The following is an 11,872-nucleotide window of genomic DNA, read 5'->3' as shown; positions in this document are numbered from 1 at the left end:
CCTTCCGGCCGACCTGTGCGGCTTCTTCCAATACCTCAATGTCACCGGTGCGTTCGAACAGGATCTGCAGAGAGGTCCCGAGGTTGTTGAGGTACACAGCGCGGTTGGGGTGGTTGTGGGGGACGGTGGCCACGGCTTCCCGGTTGACCTGTACCGCCTCTTTCAGTACCTCGATCTCACCGACGCGCTCGAACAGGCGCTGGAGAGCGACCCCCAACGAGGTCAGATACCCGGCACGGTTGGGGTGGTTGTGGGGGGTGGCGGCCACTGCTTCCCGGCCGACTTGTACTGCTTCCTCCAGTGCCTCTGGCCGCCCGGTGTGTTCGGACAGCGCCTGCAGCGCGTTCACAAGGGAGTTGAGGTACATGGCGCGGTGGGGGTGGCCTTGGGGGATGGCGGCCACTGCTTTCCGCTGCACCTTTAAGGCTTCCTTCAGTACCTTGATGTCACCGACGCGCCCGAACAGCGCCTGCAGCGTGTTCGCGAGGCTGTGCAGGTTCCCGGCGCGGTTGGGATGGCCACGGGGGGTGGTGGCCACAGCCTCCCGGCATAGCTTTACTGCTTCTTCCAGTACCGCAAGATCACCGATGCGCTCGAAGAGCGTTCGCAGCGAGTTCCCGAGGTTGTTGAGGTACATGGCACGGTGCGGGTCGTTACGGGGAGTTGTGGCCACAGTCTCCCGGCCAAGCTGTACTGCCTCTTCCAGTACCGCAAGATCACCGATGCGCTCGAAGCGGGTTCGCAGCGAGTTCCCGAGGTTGTCGAGGTACATGGCACGGTAGGGGTGGCCTTGAGGGATGGCGGCCACTGCTCTGCGCAGGACCTCTACGGCCTCCTTTAGCACCTCGATGTCACCGACGCGCTCGAAAAGCCGAATGAGAGCGGCCCCCAATGAGTTCAGGTACCCGGCACGGTCGGTGTGGCCTTGGGGGGTGGCGCTCACGGCCCCCCGGCCGGCCTGCACGGCTTCCTCCAGTACCTCGATCTCGCCGACGCGCTCGGACAGGAACTGCAAGGCGTTCCCGAGGTTGTGCAGACCGGCAGCATGGCTGGGGTGGCCCTCGGGAAGCATGGTGTGCACCGTGCGGAACGCGGCGACGGCTTGCTCGAGTACGTCCCGTTGCCCTGTGCGCTCGTATGTGGTGAGCAGACCGACGGCACGAGCCTGCGCGGTGGCTACGGCGCGCGGGTCGAACTCCGGCACGGGGGTTCCGACGGCAGATTCTTGCAGCGTGCAGTGCAAAGGCTCGGGAACGGACTGAGGGCTCACTCGATGGACGGGTGCAAAGAACCGGGTAGCAGCTGCCAGATCATCCCGGCCGTGGCCTTCGGAAAGGGCGAGGTGGCGCAGCCAGTGGTACCAGCCCAGGACCTGCGCGGCGGACAGGTCGTGCTCGGGGTCGGTGACACGCTCCAGGTCGCGGGCGGCACGGCGGACCTCAGGTTCGAGAATGTGGGTGGAGTCGGTGGCGTTGAGGGCGAGGTGACTGTTGAGAGCGGCAAGTGCCGCATCGCGGTCCGGCATGGCAGATATCCCCCGAAGGAACAGCATCACTGTCGGGGCCCGATTTGCATGCCCAGGCAAGCCGCGACTGCACGCGCAACATGGGCGTTGCGCCTTGAGTGGATGCTAGCCACGGCACAAGCCGCAGAACCTATACTTTGGTCAACTCGGGCGAACAGGACCCCGTTTGATGGCGCAGGACCCACGAGTACCAGCCAGGTGGAGCCCTGCAGAGGGGGCAGCATGGACGACGTGGTGGGTGAGCGCGTGGCGGCGCTGTGCGGTGAGCTCAGCCGCTGGCCGGAGCTGGCGACGGTGATCCGCGACGCCGGGGCGCTGCCGCAGCTGAGCGAGTTGCTGGCGCTACTCGCCAACCGGGCCGAGCCCGACGAGCGGCACGTGGCCGCGCTGATCGACGTGATCGAGGACGCCTGCGCCCGGCAGGGCCTGCCCGCGCTGACCCGTCGTGTCCCGTCCCTGCCACCGGGCATGGGGGCGGACACAGGGGGGATTGCCGGGTGGACCTGCCCGCTGGGCAGGTGCAGTCGGGTGGTCCTTCAGGACGAGACCCCGCACCCGCCGACCTGTGCGGCAGCCCTGGGCGAGGACGGACGGATGAAGCCCTACTCGCCCGGCCTGCGGTGACGAGCACCTTTCTGGCCGGGATCGGCACGAAACTTGCCGATCGGTGGCTCAACGCGCTCCTGCTGCCCGGCCTGTTGTGGACCGCGCTGCTCGCCACAGGCCTGCACCTGGGCCAGGACCACCCCTTCGCCGCCGACCGATTGGGCGACTGGCTCGATCAGCTTGCCGCCCGCCCCGCCGCCCACGCCCCCGGCACGGTCGCACTCGCCGCATCCGCGGTCCTGCTGGCCAGCACCGGTGTGGGACTCCTCGCCGGCACTCTCGGCGGCCTGGTCGAGCAGTTGTGGGCGCTGCCCGGCGACCTCCCACCTGCTTCCTGGATACGGGCCTGGCGCCAAAGACGTTGGGACACAGCAGGCGAGCAATTGAAGACCGCGATCCGGCACGCCGCCCGGGCCACAGACGACGGGGCCGCCCGGACCCGCGCCGCCCAGGTGCGCGCCCGGCAGCGCCGACGGGCCCGTCTCGGCCCCGCCCGGCCGGGCCACACCACCCGCATCGGCGACCGGTTCGCGCTCGCTACGCTCCATGCCGACCAGAACAACGGCCTCGACGACCTGGCCCTGGCCTGGCCACGCCTGTGGACTGTGCTGTCGGCTGAGCTCCGCACCGACCTCGCCGCCGCCCGCGACACCTACGCCGCCACCGCCCGCCTCGCCGCCTGGGGGCTGCTCTACTTCACCCTCGCCGCCGCCTGGTGGCCTGCCGCCCCGATCGGCGCCGCCGTCCTGACCACTGCCGCCGTACGCGCCTTTGCCGCCGCGGATGTCCTGGCCGACCTGATCGAGACCGCCTGCGACCTGCACCTCAACGATCTGGCCGGCCGCCTGGGCATCCCCACCACCACGCCCGCCCCGGACACCGGACACGCGATCACCGGACGCCTGCGTACCATGACGTGAGGTCCGGAGTCTTCTCAAGCAGATGATACTGCAGGCGAGTTGGAGTAGTCCGAGGTGGAGGTCGGCTCGTATTTCGTAGCGAATGCGCAGGCGTTTGAACTGGTGGAGCCATGCGAAGGTACCCAGGAGGGCCTGGCAGAAGCTGTCCGCAGGGGTCGGAGCCAAGGGCCACGCTTCTACGACTGGGCTGTCATCGACCTCCCCCGGCCCGGGAGCCGGCAGTTGCTGATCCGCCGCAACCGCAGCACCGGCGAACTCGCGTACTACCGCTGCTACTCGCCGACCACAGTGCCGCTGGCCACCCTGGTGCGCGTCGCAGGATCAAGATGGCGGGTCGAGGAGTTCTTCCAGTCCGGCAAGGACTTGGCGGCCTTGGACGAGCACCAGGTCCGCCGTTGCCCGTCCTGGCCCCGCTGGGTCACCCTGGCCATGCTCGCGCGGCCACTCCTTCGCGGGACAGGCCCGGCGAACCCGCCCCGCTTTCAGCACCACCCCGCTACACTCCCAAACCCAAGCCGTTGACCAGGCAAAACATCAAAGTCCGGCTGGAGTATTAACACCCCGGGATTGCTCCCGGCGCACCGGAGGCTGGGGGCTGACCGTTGGTCACTGGTCAGGTCCGCATGACACGTCTCCTCTCCTGCGGACTCTGCGTGCGATGTGACTTCACGTCGCACCAGGCGTGCCTTCCCGACCCGCGCTGCACCGCAGGCCTACTCGATGACCATGCACAAGATCATTCGGGAAGGTACGCCTTCCGTGTCCTTCCCGATCCGATCCACAGGTCCTGAGCATGGCTCGGTGTCTTTGCGCGCCGACCCTGCCCGCGAAACAAACAGTGTCGGATCAAGACGCTTCGCGGACCTCTCGGGTCAGCAGGCGGCAGAGCCAACGGAATCGGGTCCGGCGGGCGTCTCGGGAGACTTCAGCGTGTGGCGCCAGTTGGTCGAAGCCGTGAAAGCCGCCTGCCCATATGTGCAGTTCAGCATGTCCGCCGGCTTGCGAGATGCGCGTCGCGTACTGGATGGATTCGTCACGAAAGGTCTCTGCGGAACCGGCGTCGACATAGGCGGGTGGCAACTGGGACAGGTCCGCTGCGCGGGCGGCCGCGGCGTAGTACGAGACCTGCGAGCCTTCCCGGTCCTTGCCGAGAAGAGCGGTCCAGCCCAGGCTGTTGGCATGGCGGTCCCACACGCCCAGTCCGGTCATCTGGTGTGCTGAGGGACTGTCGTTGCGGTCGTCGAGCATGGGACACATCAGCAACTGGCCGAGGAGGCCGGGACCCTTGCGGTCGCGGGCCATCAGGGCCAAAGCGGCCGTGAGACCTCCACCGGCGCTGCCGCCGACAGCGATGACACGTTGGCGGTCCACACCGAGTGTGTCGGCATGACGGGCAAGCCACAGCAACCCGGCGTAGCAGTCCTCGATCGCTGCTGGGTACGGGTGCTCGGGTGCCAGCCGATAGCCGACGGATACGACCGCCAGCTCGAGGGGCTCAGCCCACTCGTGGAGGATCGTCTGCATTCCGGTGCGGTTGGATCCGCCGATCATGCCTCCGCCGTGCATGTGGTAGATGACCGGCGCTTGTTGGCGTAGACCCGTGGGGCGTGCGAAGAGGAGTGACACGTCCGGTGCTCCGTCCGGACCGGAGGCGAGGAATTCTTGGATCTCGAACCTGCCGTGGTCGCGCAGCTCCTTGAGTGAAGGGTCTTTCGTGGCGAGTTGCGCACGCCACCGGGGGATGTCGTCGACTGACGTCGGCGCGTTCTCCCGGGGCGCACCCAGGTTCTCCAACTCCGCGTTGAGTTCGGCAGCGAAGGGCACGGGTGGGGCCGTGAGCCGCGTCTGATTTCGGTTGCTGTTCATAGGTCTTTCGTCCTCTGGATGTGTTCGCCGAAGATCTTGGAATGGAGTGGACAATGCTGTGATCCAGGTGCAACGCCGTGCCTGAAGAACGGTTGATCGGTTGGCTGCCGCAGAGAGCGTTGATGCCGAGCACCTCCAGGTCACGCGGCCGTATCCGACGCTCACCGAACTCGCTGTGGAAGATGGCGGAGCCCCGCAGGTGAAGACGAGGCGCACTCAGCCGTACGCCACGGGGGCGCCACGGCACCGGTAAGCGTGTGACGGCGTGCATGGATCGGCGCATGGACAACAGCGTGCGAAGGAGGAGGCGGGTCAATCATGTGAGGGGACCCGCCTCCTGGCTCGCTCGCCGTAATGCCCGATCCGGGACGGTCAGATGCCCAGGTCTCGGCGCTGATGCATCCGTCCGTTGCTGTCGAGCTCGATGATGGTGTCGACGCCGATACGTTCGAGGAACGCGAAGTCGTGGCTGACGACGAGGAGCGCGCCGCGGTACGCGTCGAGGGCTTCGGCGAGTTGCTCGACGCTGGCGATGTCGAGATTGTTCGTCGGCTCGTCCAGGATCAGCATCTGGGCAGGCGGCGCGGCCAGGAGAAGCCGGGCGAGCGAGACCCGGAATCGCTCCCCGCCGGAGAGCGTGCGGACGGGGCGGTCCACACTGTCACCGCGAAGGAGCAGCCGGGCGAGCTGGTTACGGATGGTGCCGGCCGGCGTGCCTGGGGCGACATCCTGCACGTTCTCCATCGCGCTGGCGTCGTCATCGAGCCCATCGAGGCGTTGCGGGAGGAAGCCGATGAGTGTGGTGACAAGGCGGCCGTGCGGTCGTCCCGCAGTCGGCTCGACACGCTGAACGAGCTGCTCGATCAGGGTCGACTTCCCGGCACCGTTCGCGCCGACGAGCGCCACCCGTTCCGGGCCCTGGATCACGACGGTTCGGCCCTCATCCTCCAGTTCCGCCAGCCGCCGTCCGCGTGGGACGTCCGGATCGGGCAGGACGAGATGGATGTGCTCCTCGTCGCGGACGCGTGCGTCCGCGACGTCGACGGCGGCCTGTGCGGCTTGGACCTTGCTGTCGAGAGTGGAGCGCAGTGTTCCCGCGGATGCCTGAGCCTTGCTGGCGCGGTTCCCGGCCAGGATCTTCGGGATGCCGCCGTCCTTCTGGGTCTTCTTCCCTGTCCGCTCACGGCGCGCCAGCTTCGTCTCCGCCTCGATGCGTTGCCGTTTCTCGACCTTGAGCGCCTGCTGAGCCGAGCGTGCGGCCTGCGCCGCGGCCGCCTGCTCCTGCTCCTGGTGCTCCTTCCATGCGCTGTACGGGCCGCCGAACGTGTCCAGAGTGCCGCCGTAGAGCTCGGTGGTGTTGTCCATGTGCTCCAGCAGTTCGAGGTCATGGCTCACAACGACGAGCGTCCCGGGCCACTGGTCGACGAACTCGGCAAGTTTGGCGCGCGTGGCGCGGTCGAGATTGTTGGTGGGCTCGTCGAGCAGCGTGATCGGGGTGCGACGGATGCGCAGTCCGGTGATCGCGATGAGCATTCCCTCTCCGCCGGAGACCTCGGCCACGCGGCGACCGAGGTCTGCGGCGGAGAACCCGATCTGATGCAACGCCTCGTCGGCACGGGACTCGATATCCCAGTCGTCACCGATCGCATCGAAGTGGCGTTGGTCGACCTCGCCGCACTCGATCGCCTTCATGGCATCGAGGATCCCGTGGATGCCGAGCAGCTCGGCGATGGTGGTGTCCTGCCGCAGTGTGAGCGTCTGCGGCAGATAGCCGACCTCCCCCAGGGTGTCGATCTGACCGGCAGTCGGCTGCAGATCACCGGCGACGAGCCGGAACAGGGTGGACTTGCCGGCACCATTGCGGCCGATCAGCCCGGTTCTACCAGCTGTGAAGGTGCCGTTGACACCGGCGAGCGCGACGGTGCCGTCGGGCCACTCGAAGGTCAGATCGCGCAGCGTGATGGCGGACTTCGTAGACATGGGCAGTGCTTCTTTCTTCTCTCGCCCGTCAACCAACGGGCGTGACGGGGATCAGTTCTGTGTGGCCCGGGGCAGCCCCCGGGGAAGGCGTGGCGAAGTACCTCGCGTGCAATTGCCCGCAGGCGGCGTCGATGTCCGTGCCGAACTGGCGTCGTCTAGTCGCGTGCACACCACGCGCGGTGAGCCCGCGCACGAACTCGTCCACGCGGGTCGAGGATGGTGCGTGATACTCCGGCGCTGCACCGGCCGCCTCGTTGTAGCGGATGACGCTGACGTGGAACAGATCGGGCCTGGAGCGCTGGTGGACCAGCTCGGCGAGGGCAGCGCGGTGGTCGTCGCTGTCGTTGACGCCGTCAATGAGCAGATAGGCCAGGTAGACCTTGCGACGCCTCGTGGCAGCGTGCCGGTCGAGGATGTCGAGGCTCTGCGCGAGCGGGAACGTCTCCTCGAGCGGGATGACCCGCGCCCGCTCCTGCGGAAGCGGCGAGTGCACCGAGAGCGTGATCGTAACCTGCGGATGCTCATCCACGAGGCGTGCGAGATTCGGTGCGAACCCGACCGTAGAGACCGTCACCCGTCGCGCGGACATGCCGGCGTAGGCGGCATCGGTCAGCAGCGTCAACGCGTCGAACACATGCGGGTTGGCAAGCGCCTCGCCCATGCCCATGAACGCGACGCTGGCTGGCCTCGGCAGGCCCGCGTGCGTCCAACGTGGATGCATCACCTGCGCGACAATCTCGTCCGCCGTGAGGTTGCGGATCAGACCGACTGCCCCAGTGGCGCAGAAGGTGCAGCCCAGACCGCATCCAGCCTGCGACGAGATGCACATGGAGTCCCATCCCGCTCGATAGTGTGAGACGACGGTCTCGATCCGCGCTCCGCTGTCCGACGCGAACAGCACCTTCTCGACCTGCTCGTCCCGTTGCACCTCCAGCGCAGTCAGCGGGTGCAGCCGCGGCCCGAACCGCTCCGCGAGCTCGCCGCGGAGGCGCGCCGGGAGGGCGTGGACGTCGGCGAAGGTCTCGGCCGTCGAGCTCTGCCACGCGGTGATGAGCTGGTGAAACCGGAACGCGGGCATGCCCGTCTGCGCGAGGTGTTCTCGAATGCGCATCCAACGGCTCCTTGCGGTCAGGACGGTGCTCATGCGTCACCACCCGTAGGAGGCAAGACCTCACGCCCCCGGTAGAAGCCGCAGTGCCGGCAGGCGCGATGCGCAGGCGTGGCCTTGCCGCAGGCGGAATTCGTGCAGGTGGTGAGGGCCGGAGCACCGGTCTTCCAGTGCGCTCGGCGATGACGAGTGCGGGAACGCGAGGCGCGATGTTGCATGGCGATGCCCTTCGTGAACGGGTTGTGTGAGCCAGCGGAACTGGCAGGACAACCGACCACGGGGCCATGTGTCGATGCGGCGAGAGGTGCGAGCGGAACCGGCAAAGAGCCACGCTCCAGCGGCATGGGAGCCGCTAAACGAATGCCGGGCAGGAGGAGGTTGCCTACCTGGCAGGTCGTATTCGCACGTTCGCAGTCATCCACCCGGGACCGAGGTCGGTGCAATGCGAACGTGCCGGCGAGATTCACGCGGCGGTGTCAACGCCCGGGAAGGGCGGACTCACGCACGTATGTTGGGAATCGATCGTTCACTGATGTGGACGATGCCCACATGAGTGAAAGCCACCGGCAGTTCGGTGGCTAAAACCTGTCTACCTCAATCAGTCCCATGCATGCCATCGTAGCAGCCTTGCATTGCCAGTGAGGAACTCGGGCCTTGACCCCGAATCCTGGACACGGGGTATGCGGCTGGTGAGAGCGTAGTTGGCGTCGTTCTGGACGCTGTTTCGTAGGCGATCGGGCTGCGTTGCCCGAGGCGGGAGTGACGGCGTCGGGTGTTGTAGCGGTGCAGCCAGCGGAATGCGTCGAGTCGGGCCTCGCGCTCGCTGGACCAGCCCTTACGGCCTTGACCACGGTCAGCCGGGGAAAGTTCCGCTGCCTTTCCCCGGCCCATCCTTGTTGACCGACACGCACACGGCACCATGAACAGGATCGACTTGAAGCCCTTGGCTCAGGCAATTACGATAAGTGGTTCACGTCCACGTGTCGTACGCATCGAGCACGGCCTTAATCCCGTCCTCCCAGCTCCTGAAGACCCCCCGGAGCATCGTGAGCGATACCGCCGGCTCCGTGTCCCTACCGTCCATCACATACGGGTTGCAGAGATCGCCAGACGTCCCCGTCCCGACCACCTGCCCCACCCTGGTGAACCCACAGTCGTTCGGGTTCGGATCGGTACACACGAAGAGATAGACATCCCTGTCGTCCTCCTCGGGCGAGACGAGGAACAGACCCCGCCCTGTCACCTCATTCCGCACGCGACGATCGATCTCCGACACATCCAGGAACACCATTGCCCCGCTCCGTCCGATCTGCCCGGCCACCCCAGCAGTGACCGATGACAGTCTGTTGTGTAGGGAGGAATAGCGACGACAAGACCGGCAAGTTGGCTTGAAGGGGCCCCGATTCGCACACCCTTCCCGAACAGGTGACTCGGCGCCGTGCGTCGCGGGGTGGACTCACGCCGGTGCCGCCCGGGTTGCCGAGCACGTCGAGTCCGCGGACCTCAGCAGCGTCGCCGGAACATCCACCTTCTTCGTCAACGGTCGCCGACACCAAGGCGCTTACGACATCACAAGCCTATCCGCCGCTGTCCGGGCCGCCCGCGAACGCGCGGCTGCCTCGGCCTGACCGCGGCCAGCTGCCACTTCACCGATCCGGGCTGGAACGGTGCCACGACGCGTCGGGTCGGGTGGGGCCCGCTTCGGCAGTGAGCTGCAGGGCGTACACCAGGCGCTCGTCAGGGACGGGGCCGAGGCAGGTGTGGTCGGTCACGTGGCACCAGGCGGGCAGGTCGAGGGGGCTGCTGAGGCGGTGGCGATGACGTGGACAACGGTGCCGGACGGTGCACTGTCGATCTCCTGGCAGAGTCGGAGGGGGAGTGACGCAGAGCAGGATCCGTAAGCCGAGCTCCGGCCAAGAGCGCGCCATGCAGGCTGAACGTTTGCCTGCGGCCGCAAAGTCGCGGGCCTTGAGAGCACCACGGTGACCAGGGAGAAATTCATGCGGATCAGGGCGGGAGACAGTGAGTTCTACCGGTGGCTGCTTCACCACGCCTGGCTGATGAACTGGGACCTCGACGCAGTCGTCGAGCTGGACGGTGTCACCGTCCCCCGGCGGCGCTTCTTCCTCGTGTGGGCGTCAATCGCGCTGACCGGCGGGCTCATCCCCGCGCAGACCGGGCAGCTCGCCCGTGGGTTCGGCGTCACCCCGGACGAGGTGACCGCCGCGTACACGCCGGAACTGCAGGCCGCCACCATCGACGAACTCAACCAAGCCCTTCACCTCTGAGAAGCGTCACGCCCAGGAGGCGGAAACGGGCGGTCTCCCTTGCTGGGATCACCCTCATACGAGTCAGGCCTGTAGGTCGAGTCGAGGTCAGTGACGCTTCGAAGCTCCGCTGCCTGCGCCGCGCTTCATGCTCTGCGGCTGGCACAGATGGATGGTGAAAGTGTTGCGATATGGGTCCCGCTTATCGGGGATCTGGTGGTGCACCCCGGCCATGCCATGCCATGCCGCTTTCCTTACGAGTTGGTGCGTGATAGCGGGTGAGGCGTCGTTGCTGACTGGTGGCATGATCCGGGTGTGGCGATCACGTCAAGCGGTCGGTTCTCTCGCGTCGAGTGTTCACGGGGATCTCTCGGCGTCATCTAGCCTGCCTGGTGCAGGAGTTGGCCGAACCGTGGCTGGCCGGGGTCGAAGGCCGCCGTCACGCGGCACGTGGCGGGTCCCGACGGCGGGCAGCTGGTGCGGGCGCCCGGCATCAGCTGGTGTTCATCGGCCGGTTGACGGCGACCCTCATTCATCTGCGGCACGATCTGCCGCACGCTGTCCTCGGACTGCTCCACGGTGTGGACCGCTCCGCCATCACCCGCGCGATCGGGGAGATACGCACCCTCCTTGCCGGGCGGGGGTGCGCGGTTCCCGACCGCCCTGGCCTGCGTCTTCGGACACTGACTGATGTCTTCGCCTGTGCCCAGGCCGAGGGCGTCGAGCTGCGTCTGGACGCCACCGAGATCCAGGTCCGCCGGCCGCCTGCCGGCCGTGGCGGACGACGAGCGTTCGTCTCCGGCCAGAAGAAACTGAACACGATGAAGGCCACCGTCATCGCCGACCAACAGGGCCGCACCTCATGGACCGATGCTCTGCGGCCTGGTCGGGTGCATGATGCGACCGGCGCGCGCAACGAAGGCATCGGTATCTGCTTCCAGCGCTTTCGCGATGTCGAGGTTCTGGGGGACGACGGCTGTCCCGGGCCGCGCCGCGATCACCCCGGCCGGGCCGTCACTCCGCCGAGGAAGCGCAACAAGATCAGCCCGCCCGAGGTCCTTGAAGCCCGTCAGTGAGCCCGTCACCGGCACTCCTCGAAACGCATCAGCGTCGAGCACGCCCTCGCCGACCACAAACGCTGGAAACAACTGGTCCGCCGGACTCACCGACGCGAGACGCTGCCCGCCACCTACCAGGCCATCGCCGGCCTCGTCTCCGACCGAGCTACTGCAGCCTGAAATCGGCCGCGACCAGGAGAAACACACCTCACCCGCTATCACGCACCAGCTTGTAAGAGCAGCTACAGCAACCAGGACGGAGGCGAGTGCATCGAAATCTCCGACGACCAGGCCACCGTCATCCCCGTACCGGACAACAAGACCCCCTCCTCCCGGTGCTCATGTTCCCCGCCGAAGGATGGACCACCTTCATCAAGGCCGTACAGAAAGGGAAGTTGAGCAACTGATGCCCTGGCGAAGAAGCGGCCTCCTGAGCAACCCGTAGGTCACTCGCGCCTCAAGGTCGGAGACCGCACCACCTGTGCCGGGCGGAACGCCGGGACGGCCGCGGGGGCTTCCCGGCGTCGTCCCGCCCGGTCCTT

General features: G+C 67.0%; 9 protein-coding genes and 3 pseudogenes. 5 read left to right on the top strand and 7 right to left on the bottom strand.

All coding sequences use genetic code 11. The features are described from left to right. On the bottom strand, positions 1–1,525 hold a 1,525-nt coding region (locus tag ACIRP2_RS36590; RefSeq protein WP_404258098.1), incomplete at its 3' end, for a tetratricopeptide repeat protein. Positions 1,526–1,747: 222 nt separating this feature from the next. Here ACIRP2_RS36590 and ACIRP2_RS36585 point away from each other — a divergent pair. Both ACIRP2_RS36585 and ACIRP2_RS36580 read left to right on the top strand, forming a co-directional pair. After that, a complete protein-coding gene (locus tag ACIRP2_RS36585; protein ID WP_404258097.1) occupies positions 1,748–2,149 on the top strand; it encodes a hypothetical protein in 402 nt (133 codons plus the stop codon). Further along, positions 2,146–3,051 carry a hypothetical protein gene (locus ACIRP2_RS36580; RefSeq protein ID WP_404258169.1) on the top strand — a complete coding sequence of 302 codons (906 nt, stop codon included), beginning with the start codon at positions 2,146–2,148 and terminating at the stop codon, positions 3,049–3,051. Before ACIRP2_RS36585 ends, ACIRP2_RS36580 begins: the two co-directional genes overlap by 4 nt. Here ACIRP2_RS36580 and ACIRP2_RS36575 read toward each other — a convergent pair. Continuing rightward, a pseudogene (locus ACIRP2_RS36575) lies at positions 3,052–3,171 on the bottom strand (IS5/IS1182 family transposase); the annotation flags it as partial. Between ACIRP2_RS36575 and ACIRP2_RS36570 the strand changes: the two are divergent. Continuing rightward, positions 3,167–3,501 (top strand): annotated as a pseudogene (locus tag ACIRP2_RS36570) (IS701 family transposase); the annotation flags it as partial. The pseudogenes ACIRP2_RS36575 and ACIRP2_RS36570 sit on opposite strands and share 5 nt — an antisense overlap. A 396-nt stretch (positions 3,502–3,897) precedes the next feature. Here ACIRP2_RS36570 and ACIRP2_RS36565 read toward each other — a convergent pair. From ACIRP2_RS36565 to ACIRP2_RS36545, 5 genes are all read right to left on the bottom strand, one after another. Next, positions 3,898–4,875, bottom strand: coding sequence for an alpha/beta hydrolase (locus ACIRP2_RS36565; RefSeq protein WP_404258096.1), 978 nt, complete (start codon positions 4,873–4,875; stop codon positions 3,898–3,900). A gap of 414 nt (positions 4,876–5,289) precedes the next feature. Beyond that, entirely contained in the window at positions 5,290–6,897 is a 1,608-nt protein-coding gene (locus ACIRP2_RS36560; RefSeq protein WP_404258095.1) for an ABC-F family ATP-binding cassette domain-containing protein, read from the bottom strand. Between the two features lie 28 nt (positions 6,898–6,925). Then, a complete protein-coding gene (locus tag ACIRP2_RS36555) occupies positions 6,926–8,008 on the bottom strand; it encodes a radical SAM protein (RefSeq protein ID WP_404258094.1) in 1,083 nt (360 codons plus the stop codon). Positions 8,009–8,037: 29 nt separating this feature from the next. Beyond that, positions 8,038–8,223, bottom strand: coding sequence for a 50S ribosomal protein L32 (rpmF, locus tag ACIRP2_RS36550; RefSeq protein WP_404258093.1), 186 nt, complete (start codon positions 8,221–8,223; stop codon positions 8,038–8,040). A 752-nt stretch (positions 8,224–8,975) separates the two neighbouring features. Continuing rightward, the gene (locus ACIRP2_RS36545; RefSeq protein ID WP_404258092.1) at positions 8,976–9,296 is read right to left on the bottom strand and encodes a hypothetical protein; all 321 of its coding nucleotides are present in this window, start codon (positions 9,294–9,296) and stop codon (positions 8,976–8,978) included. A gap of 709 nt (positions 9,297–10,005) precedes the next feature. On the opposite strand from ACIRP2_RS36545, the gene ACIRP2_RS36540 reads away from it, so the two are divergent. Continuing rightward, positions 10,006–10,293 carry a hypothetical protein gene (locus tag ACIRP2_RS36540; RefSeq protein WP_404258091.1) on the top strand — a complete coding sequence of 96 codons (288 nt, stop codon included), beginning with the start codon at positions 10,006–10,008 and terminating at the stop codon, positions 10,291–10,293. Between the two features lie 332 nt (positions 10,294–10,625). Then, a pseudogene (locus ACIRP2_RS36535) lies at positions 10,626–11,510 on the top strand (transposase family protein). Positions 11,511–11,872 lie beyond the last annotated feature (362 nt).

It is taken from the genome of Streptomyces sp. NPDC101194 (assembly GCF_044767885.1).
GTDB lineage: Bacteria > Actinomycetota > Actinomycetes > Streptomycetales > Streptomycetaceae > Streptomyces.
The sequence above is the reverse complement of the archived record's forward strand: the minus strand, read 5'-3'. Positions and strand labels throughout refer to the sequence as shown.